At 61.6% G+C, this 14,998-nt stretch carries 15 protein-coding genes; 8 read left to right on the forward strand and 7 right to left on the reverse strand.

The features are described 5' to 3' along the window. The first annotated feature begins 72 nt into the window (after positions 1-72). Genes AB4N98_RS17025 through AB4N98_RS17035 form a run of 3 tightly spaced genes read left to right on the forward strand, consistent with a single transcriptional unit; the run spans position 73 to position 2,394 of the window. Complete coding sequence (locus AB4N98_RS17025; protein WP_017530723.1) at positions 73-639, forward strand: YfiR family protein; 567 nt, start codon at positions 73-75, stop codon at positions 637-639. Further along, positions 636-1,898 carry a diguanylate cyclase domain-containing protein gene (locus tag AB4N98_RS17030; RefSeq protein ID WP_017530722.1) on the forward strand — a complete coding sequence of 421 codons (1,263 nt, stop codon included), beginning with the start codon at positions 636-638 and terminating at the stop codon, positions 1,896-1,898. The genes AB4N98_RS17025 and AB4N98_RS17030 overlap by 4 nt, the downstream gene beginning before the upstream one ends. A gap of 4 nt (positions 1,899-1,902) precedes the next feature. After that, complete coding sequence (locus AB4N98_RS17035) at positions 1,903-2,394, forward strand: OmpA family protein (RefSeq protein ID WP_065876582.1); 492 nt, start codon at positions 1,903-1,905, stop codon at positions 2,392-2,394. A 148-nt stretch (positions 2,395-2,542) separates the two neighbouring features. Here AB4N98_RS17035 and AB4N98_RS17040 read toward each other — a convergent pair whose 3' ends face one another. Further along, a complete protein-coding gene (locus AB4N98_RS17040) occupies positions 2,543-3,490 on the reverse strand; it encodes a LysR family transcriptional regulator (protein ID WP_017531082.1) in 948 nt (315 codons plus the stop codon). 131 nt (positions 3,491-3,621) lie between these two features. Here AB4N98_RS17040 and AB4N98_RS17045 point away from each other — a divergent pair, with 131 nt between their 5' ends. Both AB4N98_RS17045 and mmsB read left to right on the forward strand, forming a co-directional pair. Beyond that, a complete protein-coding gene (locus AB4N98_RS17045; protein WP_017531081.1) occupies positions 3,622-5,139 on the forward strand; it encodes a CoA-acylating methylmalonate-semialdehyde dehydrogenase in 1,518 nt (505 codons plus the stop codon). A gap of 14 nt (positions 5,140-5,153) precedes the next feature. Then, positions 5,154-6,041 (forward strand): 3-hydroxyisobutyrate dehydrogenase, encoded by an 888-nt coding sequence (gene mmsB / locus AB4N98_RS17050; RefSeq protein ID WP_017531080.1) that lies wholly within the window; start codon positions 5,154-5,156, stop codon positions 6,039-6,041. Between the two features lie 53 nt (positions 6,042-6,094). On the opposite strand, the gene AB4N98_RS17055 is transcribed toward mmsB, so the two are convergent. Further along, a complete protein-coding gene (locus AB4N98_RS17055; protein WP_017531079.1) occupies positions 6,095-6,439 on the reverse strand; it encodes a cupin domain-containing protein in 345 nt (114 codons plus the stop codon). A gap of 298 nt (positions 6,440-6,737) precedes the next feature. Between AB4N98_RS17055 and kynB the strand changes: the two genes are divergently transcribed. Next, positions 6,738-7,388, forward strand: coding sequence for an arylformamidase (gene kynB, locus AB4N98_RS17060; RefSeq protein ID WP_065876581.1), 651 nt, complete (start codon positions 6,738-6,740; stop codon positions 7,386-7,388). After that, complete coding sequence (gene kynA, locus AB4N98_RS17065) at positions 7,385-8,242, forward strand: tryptophan 2,3-dioxygenase (protein WP_065876580.1); 858 nt, start codon at positions 7,385-7,387, stop codon at positions 8,240-8,242. The genes kynB and kynA overlap by 4 nt, the downstream gene beginning before the upstream one ends. Positions 8,243-8,287: 45 nt before the next feature. Here kynA and AB4N98_RS17070 read toward each other — a convergent pair whose 3' ends face one another. From AB4N98_RS17070 to antA, 4 genes are all read right to left on the reverse strand, one after another. Continuing rightward, positions 8,288-9,691, reverse strand: a complete 1,404-nt coding sequence (locus AB4N98_RS17070) for an amino acid permease (RefSeq protein ID WP_065876579.1) — start codon at positions 9,689-9,691, stop codon at positions 8,288-8,290. 70 nt (positions 9,692-9,761) lie between these two features. Further along, entirely contained in the window at positions 9,762-10,769 is a 1,008-nt protein-coding gene (gene antC, locus AB4N98_RS17075) for an anthranilate 1,2-dioxygenase electron transfer component AntC (RefSeq protein ID WP_017531075.1), read from the reverse strand. A gap of 35 nt (positions 10,770-10,804) precedes the next feature. Continuing rightward, complete coding sequence (gene antB, locus AB4N98_RS17080) at positions 10,805-11,296, reverse strand: anthranilate 1,2-dioxygenase small subunit (RefSeq protein WP_017531074.1); 492 nt, start codon at positions 11,294-11,296, stop codon at positions 10,805-10,807. Then, positions 11,296-12,687, reverse strand: coding sequence for an anthranilate 1,2-dioxygenase large subunit (antA, locus tag AB4N98_RS17085; protein ID WP_017531073.1), 1,392 nt, complete (start codon positions 12,685-12,687; stop codon positions 11,296-11,298). The genes antB and antA overlap by 1 nt, the downstream gene beginning before the upstream one ends. 314 nt (positions 12,688-13,001) lie before the next feature. On the opposite strand from antA, the gene AB4N98_RS17090 reads away from it, so the two are divergent. Continuing rightward, positions 13,002-13,994 carry an AraC family transcriptional regulator gene (locus AB4N98_RS17090; RefSeq protein ID WP_017531072.1) on the forward strand — a complete coding sequence of 331 codons (993 nt, stop codon included), beginning with the start codon at positions 13,002-13,004 and terminating at the stop codon, positions 13,992-13,994. A gap of 48 nt (positions 13,995-14,042) precedes the next feature. On the opposite strand, the gene AB4N98_RS17095 is transcribed toward AB4N98_RS17090, so the two are convergent. Beyond that, positions 14,043-14,918, reverse strand: a complete 876-nt coding sequence (locus AB4N98_RS17095) for a LysR family transcriptional regulator (RefSeq protein ID WP_065876578.1) — start codon at positions 14,916-14,918, stop codon at positions 14,043-14,045. Positions 14,919-14,998 lie beyond the last annotated feature (80 nt).

The raw sequence follows: 14,998 nt of genomic DNA on the forward strand, positions 1-14,998 counted from the left end.
ACCCTCACGGGGTTTTCCTGCCGTGTGCTATCGTTGCGGCATCATCCCAACAAGACCAAAGAGAATCGCTGCATGAACGTGGCTGTCTCGCCCATAGGCCGTAGCTTGAGCTGGAGACGCGTGTGGTTGGTGGCGATTCTCTGCCTGCTGGCACCGTGCGCGTTTGCCGAGGCGCCGAGCGCAGCGGACCAGCGTGCCCAGGCGGTCACCCAGGTGGTGCTCGGTATTCTCAGCTATGCCCGCTGGCCGGTAGAACCCACCCAACTGCACCTGTGCATTGTCGGCCCGACCCAATACACCGATGACCTGATCAAAGGCACCACCCAAGCCACCGGGCGCCCGGTGGAGGTGCGGCGCTTGTTGGCCGACCATCCCGATATCGTCAATGCCTGTGACGCGGTGTACATCGGCAAGCTCAGCAATGACGAACGCAGCCGCCTGTTTACCTCCTTGATCGGCCACCCGGTGCTCAGCATCAGCGAAGGCGGCGACCAATGCACCGTGGGCAGTTTGTTCTGCCTGCGAGTGGGCGATGAGCAGGTGTCGTTTGAGGTCAACCTCGACTCGGTGGCGCGCAGCGGCGTGCGCATTCATCCCAGTGTGCTGCAACTGTCACGTCGTCGGGCACCCGGTTCATGACAGCCGTGAAAGCGCGACCGACCCTGCGTTCCGTCATCGGTCGAGGGCACTTGATCCTGGCTCTGGTGGCAGTGACCCTGGCCAGTGTGTCGCTGACCCTGCTCGGCGTATTGGCGCTTAGGGTCTACGCCGAACACAACCTGCACCTGATCGCTCGCTCCATCAACTACACCGTGGAAGCCGCCGTGGTGTTTAACGACCGCGCCGCTGCCACCGAGGCGCTCAGCCTGATTGCGTCTACCGAGGAAGTGGCCGAGGCCCAAGTGTTGGATGCCAACGGCAAGTCACTGGCGAACTGGGAACGCCCGGAAACCGGCATGCTCTCGCGGCTGGAACTGGCGCTGGCGCACACCCTGCTCGAACAGCCCATCAGCCAGCCGATACTGCACCAGGGGCGTACCATCGGCAGCATCCACCTGAGCGGCCACGGCGGCAGCCTGTTGCGCTTTTTGCTCAGCGGCCTGGCCGGCATTCTGGTGTGTACCGCCCTCAGCGCCTGGGTGGCCCTGCACTTGGCGCGGCGCCTGCTGCGGGGCATCACCGAGCCGCTGCAAAGCCTTGCCGCCGTGGCCCACGCCGCACGCAGCGAGCGCGATTTTAACCGCCGCGTGCCGCCGGCGCGCATCGCCGAACTCGACAGCCTGGGCAGCGACTTCAATGCCTTGCTGGGCGAAATGCAAGCCTGGCAAAACCACCTGCAAAGCGAAAACGAAACCCTGGCGCACCAGGCCAATCACGACAGCCTCACCGGCCTGCCCAACCGCGCGTTCTTCGAAGGCCGGCTGATCCGCGCCCTGCGCAGCGCCGCGAAGCTCGACGAAAAAGTGGCGGTGCTGTTCCTCGACAGCGACCGTTTCAAAGAAATCAACGACAGCTTTGGCCACGCCGCCGGCGATGCCGTCCTCGTCGCCGTGGCCAACCGCGTGCGTGCGCAGCTGCGTGAAGACGACCTGGTGGCGCGTCTGGGCGGTGATGAGTTCGCCATCCTGCTGGCACCCTTGCACACGGTCGAGGATGCCCAAGGCATCGCCGACAAGATCATCGCCAGCATGGATTTACCCATCGTTGTACCTGGCGACGCCCAGGTGCTGACCTCACTGAGCATCGGTATCGCGATCTATCCCGACCATGGCGCGACACCCGGCGCCTTACTCAATGCCGCCGACACGGCGATGTACCAGGCCAAACGGTTTTTCCAGGGCGGCCATCAAACGGCAGAGTCGGAGCACTCCGCCGTCAATGTTCAACACAGGAGTTGATCCCTTGTTTTCGACTGCACGCGTTATGTTCTTCATGTTATGGGTGGCGCTGCTGGCCCTCGGCGGCTGTCAGACACCACCCCCCAAAGGCCTGACCCCGGCGCAGGTGGCGGTCCTCAAACAACAAGGTTTCGAACTCACCGACGAAGGCTGGGCATTCGGCTTGTCGGGCAAAGTGCTGTTTGGCAGCGACGTCGAAACCCTCAACCCACCCAGCACCGAGATCGTCCAACGCATCGGCAAGGCCCTGCTGGGCGTCGGCATCGAACGTGTGCGCATCGACGGCCATACCGACACCTCGGGCAAGGAAATCTACAACCAACAACTCTCCTTGCGCCGCGCCAAAAGCGTGGCCACGGTGTTGACGGGCGTAGGCATGAAAGAAGAAAACGTCCAACTGCGCGGGTTGGGCAGCAGCGAGCCGGTGGCGTCCAACGACACCGCAGCAGGGCGTACCGAGAATCGGCGGGTGTCGATCGTGGTGATTGCCGACTGAGCGCACTCGCCAGTTCTTATCTGAAATGCAATCAACTGTGGGAGGGGGCTTGCTCCCGATAGCAATGCATCAGTCACTACCTCCAGTGACTGACACACTGCTATCGGCGGCAAGCCCCTCCCACATTTCAACCGCCGAATGCTGGCCTTCAATCTGCAAACCTCATCTCCCGCGTCTCCCCCATCAACAACCCCTGGTTCTGCTCCGTCACCTCGCGGATGTAATCCCACAGCAACGTAATGCGCTTCAACTTCCTCAGATCCTCGCGGCAATACATCCAAAACTGTCTGGTAATCGCAATCTGCTCCCCCAGCACCGGCAATAACCGCGGGTCCTGCGCCGCCAGAAAGCACGGCAGTATCGCCATCGACCGGCCCTGCTGCGCCGCCACGTATTGCGCGATTACGCTGGTACTGCGCAGGCTGGCGCTGGCGCCGGGCACCACGTTCGCCAGGTACAGCAACTCCGAGCTGAACGCCAAGTCGTCTACGTAGCTGATAAACGGATGCTCGGCCAAATCCGCCGGGCGTTGGATGGGGGGATGTTGGTCGAGGTAGCCCTGGGTGGCGTACAACTGCAATTTGTAGTCGCACAGTTTGCAGCACACATAGGGCCCGTGTTCCGGGCGTTCCAGGGCGATGACGATGTCGGCTTCGCGCTTGGACAGGCTGATGAAGTGGGGCAGGGGCAGGATGTCTACCGAAATCGCCGGGTAGGTGTCGACGAAGTGGCTCAACTGCGGGGTAACAAAGAAACTGCCGAAGCCCTCGGTGCACCCCATGCGCACATGCCCGGACAGCGCCACGCCAGAGCCGGAGACTTGCTCGCAGGCCATGTGCAGGGTGCTTTCGATGGACTCGGCGTAGCCCAGCAAACGCTGGCCTTCGGCGGTGAGCACGAAGCCGTTGGTCCGGGATTTTTCGAACAGCAGCGTGCCGAGCGACACTTCCAGTGAACTGATGCGCCGCGACACGGTGGTGTAGTCCACCGCCAGGCGCTTGGCGGCGACGCTGGCCTTGCGGGTGCGCGCCACTTCGAGGAAAAACTTCAGGTCATCCCAGTTCAGGGAACCCAGTGATGTGATGTTTTTTTGCATATTGGACCGGCTTTTATGTGCGTTCTTATTAGAGATTTGCACATCTATACTCCAAAAACAGTCCGAACGCCTCATTCTTCAAGGCGATTCAAGCGCCTTGTCTCTAGATAAATATAAGAGTTGGAGACCCCATGAACGCATCTGCCGATATTTCCGTACAACAGGTCAAATTGCTGATCAATGGCGAGTGGGTCGAATCCAAGACCACCCACTGGCAAGACATCGTCAACCCGGCCACCCAGCAGGTACTGGCCAAAGTCCCGTTTGCCACGGCCGAGGAAGTCAACGCCGCCATCGACGCCGCCCATCGCGCCTTCCAGACCTGGAAGCTCACGCCGATCGGCGCACGCATGCGCATCATGCTCAAGCTGCAAGCCTTGATCCGTGAACATTCCAAACGTATCGCCGTCGTCCTCAGCGCCGAGCAGGGCAAGACTATTGCCGACGCCGAGGGCGATATTTTCCGTGGCCTGGAAGTGGTGGAACACGCCTGTTCCATTGGCACCCTGCAAATGGGCGAGTTCGCCGAGAACGTCGCGGGCGGGGTCGACACCTATACCCTGCGCCAGCCCATCGGCGTGTGCGCCGGCATCACCCCGTTCAACTTCCCGGCGATGATCCCGCTGTGGATGTTCCCGATGGCCATCGCCTGCGGTAACACCTTCGTCCTCAAGCCATCCGAGCAGGACCCGCTGTCGACCCTGCTGCTGGTGGAGCTGGCGCTGGAAGCCGGTGTACCGGCCGGCGTGCTCAACGTGGTGCATGGCGGCAAGGACGTGGTGGATGCGCTCTGTACCCACAAAGACATCAAGGCCGTCTCCTTCGTCGGTTCGACGGCGGTCGGCACTCACGTCTATGACCTGGCCGGCAAACACGGCAAGCGCGTGCAGTCGATGATGGGCGCGAAGAACCACGCGGTGGTGCTGCCGGATGCCAATCGCGAACACACGCTCAACGCCTTGGTGGGAGCCGGTTTCGGCGCGGCGGGCCAGCGCTGCATGGCCACCTCGGTGGTGGTGCTGGTGGGCGCCGCCAAGCAATGGCTGCCGGACCTCAAGGCGCTGGCGCAGAAACTCAAGGTCAACGCGGGCAGCGAAGCCGGCACCGATGTGGGCCCGGTGATCTCCAAGCGCGCCAAGGCGCGCATCCTGGAGCTGATCGAAAGCGGCGTCAAAGAAGGCGCCAAGCTGGAGCTGGACGGCCGTGACATTCAAGTGCCGGGCTTCGAGCAAGGCAACTTCGTCGGCCCGACCCTGTTCTCGGGCGTGACCACGGACATGCAGATCTACACCCAGGAAATCTTCGGCCCGGTGCTGGTGGTGCTGGAAGTCGACACCCTCGACCAGGCCATTGCGCTGGTCAACGCCAACCCGTTCGGCAACGGCACCGGTCTGTTCACCCAGAGTGGGGCGGCGGCGCGCAAGTTCCAGAGCGAGATCGACGTAGGCCAGGTCGGCATCAACATTCCGATCCCGGTGCCGGTGCCGTTCTTCAGCTTTACCGGCTCGCGTGGCTCCAAGCTCGGCGACCTCGGCCCTTACGGCAAGCAAGTGGTGCAGTTCTATACCCAGACCAAAACCGTCACCAGCCGCTGGTTCGATGACGACACGGTCAACGATGGCGTCAACACCACCATCAACCTGCGCTGATTTTGGAGACGACCATGAAAATTGCATTTATCGGCCTGGGCAACATGGGCGCGCCCATGGCCCGCAACCTGATCAAGGCCGGCCATGCGCTGAACCTGTTCGACCTGAACCAGGCCGTGCTCAAGGAACTCGCCGAACTGGGCGGCCGCATCAGCGACTCACCGCGTGATGCGGCCAGTGGCGCCGAGCTGGTCATTACCATGCTGCCGGCCGCCGCCCATGTGCGCAGCGTCTGGTTGAACGAAGATGGCGTACTCGCCGGTATCGGCAAGGGCGTGCCGGCGGTGGATTGCAGCACCATCGACCCGCAAACCGCGCGCGAGGTGGCGGCGGCTGCCGCCAAACACGGTGTAGTGATGGCCGACGCGCCGGTCTCCGGCGGTACCGGCGGGGCACAAGCCGGCACCCTGACCTTCATGGTCGGCGCCACCCCGGAACTGTTCGCCACCCTGCAACCGGTGCTGGCGCAGATGGGTCGTAACATCGTGCATTGCGGTGATGTGGGCACCGGGCAGATCGCCAAGATCTGCAACAACCTGCTGCTGGGCATCAGCATGGTCGGCGTCAGCGAAGCCATGGCGCTGGGCGATGCGCTGGGTATCGACACCCAGGTGCTGGCCGGCATCATCAACAGCTCCACCGGGCGTTGCTGGAGCTCCGACACCTACAACCCATGGCCGGGCGTGATTGAAACCGCGCCGTCATCGCGCGGCTATACCGGCGGGTTCGGCGCGGACTTGATGCTCAAGGACCTGGGGCTGGCCACCGAAGCGGCGCGCCAAGCCAGGCAACCGGTGATTCTCGGCGCGGTGGCCCAGCAGTTGTATCAATCGATGAGCCAGCGCGGGGAGGGGGGCAAGGACTTCTCGGCGATCATCAACAGCTATCGCAAGCCCAAATAACCCGTTGTGGTGAGCGGGCTCGCGGTGGCAAGCCCGCTCACCACAAAACAGCTTCAGGCAAACACAAAATACTTACGCACCGTTTCGACCACTTCCCACGTTCCCTTCATCCCCGGCTCCACCACAAAGATATCCCCAGCCCGCAGGTGGATCGGCGCCATCCCTTCAGGGGTGATGATGCAGTAGCCTTCCTGGAAGTGGCAGTATTCCCACTTCACGTAGTCCACATACCACTTGCCCGGGGTGCAGATCCACGTGCCCATGATCTTGCTGCCGTCTTCGCTGGTGTAGGCATTGAGGTTGACGGTGTGCGGGTCGCCTTCGAGCTTTTCCCATTTGCAGGCGTCCAGGACCGGCAGGGGATGGGTGTCGCGCAATACAGTGATGGGCTTGGGCATGATGACTCCGAGGCAGGGAATTAAAAGAAGCACCCTAAAGCCTTGGGCGCGGGGCCGGTGGTCTGAACTCGACACTGGGATACCCAGAAGCGCAGGCGCATACGGTTCTACTGGCACAGCGAGGACAATGTGGGGGCTTTGGTGGCAGCTCCCCTGTGGTTGGGCGGCACTTTCGAGCGTAAACCAGGCATTTCCTCGCAGTAACTGCGAAAGATTTCCCGCTCTGCGCCAGAATTCGCAAGAAAATTCACGACAGGCCCTCGTATCATTCACTTCAGTAACCGCCGAGAGCCTGCAAATGAACCCAATAAAAACGTGGTGGGATATCAGCCCGCCCTTGAGTACGGCGACCCCGACGTGGCCGGGTGATACGCCGTTCCAGGAAGAGCGCGTGTGGCAGTTCGGCCCCGAGTGCCCGGTGAATGTAGGGCGCATTACCCTGTCGCCGCACACCGGCGCCCATGTGGATGCGCCGCTGCATTACAGCGCCGACGGTGCGCCGATCGGCGAAGTGTCGCTGGATGTGTACATGGGGCCTTGTCGCGTGTTGCATTGCCTGGACAGCGGCGCGCTGGTGCAGCCGCATCAGTTGCAAGGGCGTGTGGATAACTTGCCGGAACGTGTGCTGTTGCGCACTTATCCACAAGCGCCGCTGACCGAGTGGGATTCAAACTTCACCGCCATCGCGCCGCAAACCATCGAGCTGCTCGCCAGCCTGGGCGTGCGCTTGATCGGCATCGATACCCCGTCCCTGGACCCGCAGCAGTCCAAGACCATGGATTCCCACAACGCCGTGGCCCGTCATGGCATGGCGATTCTTGAAGGCATCGTGCTTGATGACGTGCCGGAGGGCGACTACGAGTTGATCGCCCTGCCGCTGCGCTTTGCCAACCTCGACGCCAGCCCCGTCCGCGCAATCCTGCGCCCGCTTCTGGAGCCCACGCGATGAGCCAATGTCCCTTCTCTGCCGATTACCAACCCCCGGAAGAATGGCATAACGCCGAACTGAATTTTTCCGAGTCCATGAGCTATGGCGACTATCTGGACCTGGGCAAAGTGCTCAGTGCCCAGCACCCGCTGTCGCCGGACCACAACGAAATGCTCTTCATCATCCAGCACCAGACCTCCGAGCTGTGGATGAAACTGATGCTCCACGAACTCAAGGCCGCCCGCGAACATGTGCGCCTGGGCGAGTTGCCGCCGGCGTTCAAGATGCTGGCGCGGGTCTCGCGCATCTTTGATCAATTGGTACATGCCTGGGCGGTGCTGGCGACCATGACGCCGTCCGAGTACAAGGCGATCCGCCCGTTCCTGGGGCAGTCGTCGGGGTTCCAGTCGTTCCAGTACCGCGAGATCGAATTTATCCTCGGTAACAAAAGCCCTGCGCTGCTGCGTCCGCACGCCCATCGCCTGGAGCTGCTGCAACAGCTGCAAGTGGCGATTGCCACGCCGTCGCTGTATGACGAGGCGATCAACCTGATGATCAAGGCGGGCCTGGCGATTGATCCGAAGCGTGCCGAGCGCGACCCGACGGCGGCCACGGTGCATGATGAGTCGGTGGAGGCGGCGTGGCGCGAGGTGTATCGCGATCCGAACCGGTATTGGGATTTGTATCAGTTGGCCGAGAAGTTTATCGACCTGGAAGATTCGTTCCGCCAGTGGCGTTTTCGGCATGTGACCACGGTGGAGCGGATTATTGGCTTCCAGCCGGGCACCGGTGGTACCGAAGGCGTGGGGTATCTGCGCAAGATGCTCGACACGGTGTTGTTCCCCGAACTGTGGCGAGTACGCTCTACTCTGTAAACGCAATCAAATGTGGGAGGGAGCAAGCCCCCTCCCACATGGGTATTACTGCGCTGCGGCTACCGCTTTCGCCTTATTCGTGCGCAACCGGTAGGCCATATAGATAACCCCCACCCAAATCGGCATCGCATACACCGACTCGCGGATGCCCGGGATCGCCAGCATCACGCTGATGATCATCAGCATGAACGCCAGGCACAGGTAGTTGCTGAACGGGAACCAGAAGGTCTTGAACGACGGCGTCACGCCTTGCTCGCCCATGGCCTTGCGGAACTTGATGTGGGTGATGCTGATCAGCGCCCAGTTGATCATCAGTGAGGCAACCACCAGCGCAAACAGCAATTCCAGGGCGCTTTGCGGCGCGACGTAGTTGACCACCACGCACAGCATCGTCACCAATGCCGAAATCGCCAGCGCCCGCAGCGGTACGCCCTGCTTGTTGAGCTTCATCAGTGCCTTGGGCGCATCGCCCTGTTCGGCCAGGCCGAACAGCATGCGGCTATTGCAGTACACGCCGCTGTTGTACACCGACAGCGCCGCGGTCAGCACCACGAAGTTGAGGATGTGCGCGGCGGTGTCGTTGCCGATCAGCGAGAAGATCTGCACAAACGGGCTGCCGCTGTAGGCGTCGCCCGAGGCGCCGAGGGTTTGCAGCAGTTGGTCCCATGGGTACAGCGACAGCAGCACGGTCAGGGCACCGACGTAGAAAATCAGGATCCGGTACACCACCTGGTTGATCGCCTTGGGGATCACCTTGCGCGGTTCGCTGGCTTCGGCGGCGGTGATGCCCACCAGCTCCAGGCCACCGAACGAGAACATGATGAACGCCATCGACATCAACAGCCCCATGCCGCCATTGGGGAAGAACCCGCCGTGGCTCCACAGGTTGCTGATGGACGCCTGCGGGCCGCCGGTACCGCTGAACAGCAGGTAGCAGCCGAGCACGATCATGCCGACGATCGCCACGACCTTGATGATCGCGAACCAGAACTCGGTCTCGCCGAAGAACTTCACATTCAGCGTGTTGATCAGGTTCACCGCGACAAAGAACACCAGCGCGCTGACCCAGGTCGGGATTTCAGGCCACCAGAACTGGATGTATTTGCCCACGGCCGTCAATTCGGCCATGCCCACCAGCACGTACAGCACCCAGTAGTTCCAGCCCGCCAGAAAGCCCGCGTAGCCGCCCCAATATTTATGCGCGAAATGGCTGAAGGACCCGGCCACCGGCTCTTCGACGATCATCTCACCGAGCTGGCGCATGATCAGGAACGCAATGAAACCGGCAATCGCGTAACCGAGGATCATCGACGGCCCCGCCGACTTGAGTACCCCGGCCGAGCCGAGGAACAACCCCGTACCAATCGCCCCTCCCAAGGCGATCAACTGAATATGCCGGTTCTTCAGGCCACGCTTGAGGCCCACCGGGTTAACCATGTCATCCGCCATTAAGGTTCCCTTTTACTTTGTTTTTCTTGGGGTTGATTGCACGCCACACCAGCCCCTCAGTGCTGAGGGGTCAGATATTACTCTGCGTAAACTTTTCGTAATACAGCTGAACGCTATCAAGTGCCTGATCCGCCAACCATTGTTGGATGGATTCAACCATCGGCGGGGGGCCGCACACGTACATATCCGCCGAACTGTCGCGCAAGGGAGCCAGGTCAACATGTTCGGTGAGGTAACCGCGCTTGCCGGCCCACTCGGGTGAGGCGTCGCTGAGCACCTCGGTGTAGCGAAAACCCGCCAGTGTCGAGGCGTAGGCGGCGATGCGCGCGGCCTCGCATAAGTCCTCGGCGCCGCGTACGCCGTAATAGAGGTGCACAGGTTGCTCGCAGCCTGAGGCGACCAGTTCGTCGAGCATGCCCAGCATTGCCGACAAGCCGGTGCCGCCGGCCACCAGCACCAACGGCTGAGTGACGTGGCGCAGGTAGAACGCACCCAAAGGCGCCTCCATCAGCAGCTCGTCGCCGACCTGGCAACGTTCACGCAGATAGTTGCTCATGACCCCGTCCGGCAGCAGGCGGATCAGGAATTGCACTTGATTACCCGGCCGATTGGCGAAGGAGTACGAGCGCCAACTGGATGTGCCCGGCACCGCCAGCCGCGCATATTGGCCCGGCAGAAAATCCAGCGGTGCGTCCAATTGCACCTGCAGGATCGCGGTACTGGCCGATACCAACTGCATTGCGCTCACCGTGCCGCGCACCTGCGCCGGCCCAGGCGCGTTGCACAGGCTCGAATCAAAGTCGAAGTAGAACGTGGCGTCGGACTTCACCCGGGTCTGGCAACTGAGCATTTTGCGCTGTTGCAGGTCGAGGCTGGAAAGCGCTTCGTCGTCCACGTAATCCTGGGTGTATTCGCCGGATTCGCAACGGCCCTGACAGGTGCCGCATACGCCCTCGCGGCAGTCCAGCGGGATCTTGATGCCGTTGCGCAGTGCGGCATCCAGCAGGATCTCATTGGCGCCCACCGGGAAAAACAGGGTCTTGCCGTCGGCAAAACTGAAGGCAACTTTGTGATTCATGGATTGAACTCCGTACAAACGTGCAACAGCCGCGGTCAGAGGTGATAGAAATCCAGCACCGAATTGATGGTGTCGTTGAGCAGCAAGGCATGCTTGCGCGTGATCAACCAGCTGTCGCCATCGGGCTTTAATGTGTAAGTGGCCTGCCCGTAAAACTGCTCCGAGGTCGCCAGCCGATAGAACAACGTGTGCCAGTTCAGCTTCACTTCCAGCGTGCCGCCGGCTTGCTCGGCGATGCGCACGTTGTTGATCAGGTGCACCGTGCGTGGCATCGGCGTGGCCGACGCGGCCTTGCCGGTGCGCAAGCGAAACACGCGGTCTTCCAGGCCGGAACGGTTGGCGTAATAGATCAATGACATCTCGCGCTTGGGGTCACGGGTGTACACGTGTTCCGAGTCCCACTGCGGCAGGTGGAACTCGCTCAGCGGGTCGAACAGCTGCACATAGGCGTCCCAGTCCTGGGCGTCGCACAGCTCGGATTTACGATAAAAAAACTGCTCGATCCGGTATTGCAACTCGGCGTTCATCATTCCACCTCCCGCAGTGTCAGCGCTTGTTTGTCCAGGCCCTTGAGCAGGAACTGTTGCCAGTTGCGGTGCTGGTTGACGTACAGCCCTTCGTGGGTGAATTCGGTGCCGGTCATGGCCGGTTGAATACCGATGGCTTCGCTGTTGGGCGTCGGCCCGGTGGCCCAACGGTGGCTGCCGCGCGAGATGTCGCTCCAGCGCTCCAGGCGGCCCTGGAAACCGCGCTGGGCTTCACGAAATTCCACCAGGTCATCCGGCGTGCCCATGCCCGAGACGTTGAAGAAATCTTCGAACTGGCGAATCCGGTTTTCGCGGTCGGCGTCCGACTCGTTCTTCACCCCCAGGCACTGGCTGATGATCTCGGTCTTGTTCCACGCCACCGGGCGGATGATGCGCAGCTGCGAGCTGATCTGGTCGAGAAAAAACAAGCTGGGGTAGATGTTCAGGTTGCGCAGGCGGTGCATCATCCATTCGGCTTTTTGCTGGCCGTGTTCTTCCACCAGGCGCGGCATGATGGTGGCGTAGCCGGAGCGCACGCTGGGGTTGGGCATGTCGCTGAACAGCACACTGTGGCCATTGTTGAAGGCGAACCAGCCGTCGTCGGTATTCGCATCGCCCGCGCCGAGTTTGCTGTAGTCCAACGTGGTGCCCGAGGCCGTGCCGTTCTCGGTATTCACCTGTTGGCGATGCTGCACCGTGGCCACGTAGTTGTAGTGCACGGTACTGACGTGATAACCGTCCAGGCCGTTTTCGTTCTGCAGCTTCCAGTTGCCGTCGTAGGTGTAGGCGGATTTACCCGGCAGCACTTCCAGCTCGCCAGTGGCGGACTGCGCGACCATCATGTCGAAGAACACTTTGGCGTCGCCGAGGAAGTCTTCCAGGCTGTCGGTGCCGTTCACGTCCAGGCTGATGAACACAAAGCCCTTGTAGCTCTCGATGCGCGCCTTTTTCAGGCCGCGCGTGGCCTTGTCGAAGCCTTCCGGGTATTCCCCCGGCGCCTTGACCTTCACCAGCCGGCCATCGCTCTTGTAGCACCAGGCATGGAAGGGGCAGGTGAAGGTGGACTGGTTGCCCTTGCCGACGCGGGTGAGGGTGGTGCCGCGATGCTGGCAGGCGTTGATCAACGCATTCAGGCGGCCCTCGCCGTCGCGGGTGATGATCATCGGCTGGCGCCCGGCGCGCATTGTCACAAAGTCATGGTTATTGGCCAGTTCGCTTTCGTGGCAGGCGTAGATCCAGTTCTTCTCGAAGATCAATTCCATCTCCAGGTCAAACAGCGCAGGCTCGGTGAACATGTCGCGGGCGATGCGGAACACCTCATCGGCTGGACGAAAATCCAGGCAGCTTTCGATAAAGCTCTTCCACTGCTCGACGCTTCTTGCACCACTCATGGGAGGCACCTTTATTTGATAGGGGCTGATCGGGTGGGGTATTAGAGGCAGCCGGGCAGGGCGCGGGCTATCCGCTTAATGGGGGAAGATGGGCCGCAAAGTTGGGCAGCAAATACTCATAACGGTGCGGCGCGGTGACGCAATGCGCTACCGTCCCGCTGGGCGATTGTGGGAAACGTCTGTGTTTTATCCACATAGTCGGCCGTTGCTATCCACCTGGTTGCCCCCGCGCCGCGTGGCGTGGAACTTGCTGTCCAACAACCGTGACGCGCCGCCAGAGCGCGCAAACGCCTAACCGCCGTGGGTGCCCCCTGATGAGTAGCCAGACACGCGATATCAGTATTCAACGCTTCGACCTTGAAGGCGCTTGCCGCTGGATGTCCGGCATCTGCGGGCCGCACCGCCTGGCGACAAGTACGCCGGAACGCCTGCGTTTTCATCACAGCGCCAACGTATTCAAGTCCCGCGCGACCACCCTGGGCGTGATCGAATACGGCACCGACGTGACCATCGACATCGAAGACGCCGAGCACTTCAGCAGCTACAGCCTGAGCCTGCCGCTGGTGGGCGAGCAGGAACTCTGCAAGAACGGCGAGCGCGTCAGTTCCAACCGCGATCAAGGGGTCATCATCGCGCCCAACGAGCACCAGGTGCTGGCGATTTCCGGTGACTGTCGCAAGCTGCAAGTGGTGATCACCCGGGCGGCGATGAGTGAATCCCTGGAAGGTCTGCTGCAACGGCCCATCGATGCGCCGCTGCGCTTTGAACCGGTGATGGATGCGGTGGACGGCGCGCCGGCCTCGTGGTGGCGCATGGCGCGCTACTTCATCGCCGAGCTGGAACGCAGCAGCGAGTTATACGAACAGGCCGCGTTTACCCGCGACCTGGAAAGCTCGCTGATCAAGGGCCTGATCCTGGCCCAGCCGAACAACTATTCCGAAGAACTGCGCGCTGTCCTCGGCGTGAAACTGCCGCACTACTTGATTCGGGCGCGCCAGTACATTCACGACAACGCCCGCGAACCGGTGCATCTGGAAGACCTGGAAGCGGCTGCCGGCGTGTCGCGGTTCAAGTTGTTCGATGCGTTCCGCAAGTACTTCGCGCTGTCGCCCATGGCCTACGTGAAGAAATACCGACTGGTGGGGGTGCGCCAGGACATTCTTGAACAGGGCTGCACGAGCACCATCTCCGAGATCGCCCTGGGCTGGGGGTTTACCCACCTGGGGCGGTTTTCGGCAGAGTACAGAAAGCTGTTCGATGAATCCCCCAGCCAGACGTTGCAGCGCAAGCGCCTGCGCAGTCTTTGAAAGCAATGAAGATCAAAATGTGGGAGGGGGCTTGGCGTTTGAATGAACTCAGATCAGCTCTTCAACCAACTGCAAACAATGCCTCACCCCCGGCGACTGATCATTCACCCTTCGGCTCAGAATAATCGGCGACGTCGCCGTGGCCTCCACCACTGGCGTGTAGCCGATATCCGCCCGATGCAGCACCTGCACCGACGCAGGCACCAGCGTTACGCCCATGCCCGCGCCGACCAGGCCGATGGCGGTTTGCAGTTCGTTGGTCCACTGCGCCACCTTGAGGCTCAAGCCATGGGCGTCGAACAGTGCGATCACGTGGTCGGCATAGCTGGGGCGCGGATTGCCGGGGTACAGCACGAACGGCTCGGCGGCCAATTGGGCGAGGGTGGCGGGCGCGGCGAGCAACGGGTGACCGGCGGGCAACACGGCCACCAACCGGTCCTCCACCAGCACGCGTTGCACGATGGCCGGGTCGTCGATGCGGATCCGCCCAAAACCCACATCGATGCGCCCGGCCTTGAGTGCGTCGACCTGCTGCAACGTGGTCATTTCCGACAGGCCCAACTCCAACTCCAGCGCCTCGTGGGTACGCAGCCGTCGGATCAGCTCGGGCAGCACGCCATACAGCGTCGACGGCGCAAAACCGATGCCCAGCCAGGTTTTTTCGCCCTGGCCGATACGCCGCGTGCTGTCGCAGATTTTGTTCAACTGTTCGAGCAACACATTGGCATGCTCATAGAAGAATCGCCCGGCCTCGGTCAGCCGCAAGGGCCGGCCACGTTCCAGCAGGACCACGCCCAGTTCCTCTTCCAATTGCTGGATCTGCCGGCTCAACGGCGGCTGGGCGATATGCAGGCGTTCGGCGGCGCGGGTGAAGTTGAGGGTTTCGCCCAACACCTGGAAGTAGCGCAGGTGACGCAGTTCCATGACGGCTCCTTTGATACCTTAAAAGTATTGTTCGAGACTAATTCTATATTGGCTGCTTGGAAAGCACGGGCACAGAATCA

The organism is Pseudomonas sp. S3_E10 (assembly GCF_054667615.1).

Coding starts and splice junctions, on each gene's coding strand:
- antC (WP_017531075.1), bottom strand. CDS start 10,769: ATGAATCACAAAGTTGCCTTCAGTTTTGCCGACGGCAAGACCCTGTTT.
- AB4N98_RS17030 (WP_017530722.1), top strand. CDS start 636: ATGACAGCCGTGAAAGCGCGACCGACCCTGCGTTCCGTCATCGGTCGA.
- AB4N98_RS17070 (WP_065876579.1), bottom strand. CDS start 9,691: ATGGCGGATGACATGGTTAACCCGGTGGGCCTCAAGCGTGGCCTGAAG.
- kynA (WP_065876580.1), top strand. CDS start 7,385: ATGAGCCAATGTCCCTTCTCTGCCGATTACCAACCCCCGGAAGAATGG.
- mmsB (WP_017531080.1), top strand. CDS start 5,154: ATGAAAATTGCATTTATCGGCCTGGGCAACATGGGCGCGCCCATGGCC.
- AB4N98_RS17025 (WP_017530723.1), top strand. CDS start 73: ATGAACGTGGCTGTCTCGCCCATAGGCCGTAGCTTGAGCTGGAGACGC.
- AB4N98_RS17090 (WP_017531072.1), top strand. CDS start 13,002: ATGAGTAGCCAGACACGCGATATCAGTATTCAACGCTTCGACCTTGAA.
- AB4N98_RS17095 (WP_065876578.1), bottom strand. CDS start 14,918: ATGGAACTGCGTCACCTGCGCTACTTCCAGGTGTTGGGCGAAACCCTC.
- AB4N98_RS17040 (WP_017531082.1), bottom strand. CDS start 3,490: ATGCAAAAAAACATCACATCACTGGGTTCCCTGAACTGGGATGACCTG.
- antA (WP_017531073.1), bottom strand. CDS start 12,687: ATGAGTGGTGCAAGAAGCGTCGAGCAGTGGAAGAGCTTTATCGAAAGC.
- antB (WP_017531074.1), bottom strand. CDS start 11,296: ATGAACGCCGAGTTGCAATACCGGATCGAGCAGTTTTTTTATCGTAAA.
- AB4N98_RS17045 (WP_017531081.1), top strand. CDS start 3,622: ATGAACGCATCTGCCGATATTTCCGTACAACAGGTCAAATTGCTGATC.
- kynB (WP_065876581.1), top strand. CDS start 6,738: ATGAACCCAATAAAAACGTGGTGGGATATCAGCCCGCCCTTGAGTACG.
- AB4N98_RS17055 (WP_017531079.1), bottom strand. CDS start 6,439: ATGCCCAAGCCCATCACTGTATTGCGCGACACCCATCCCCTGCCGGTC.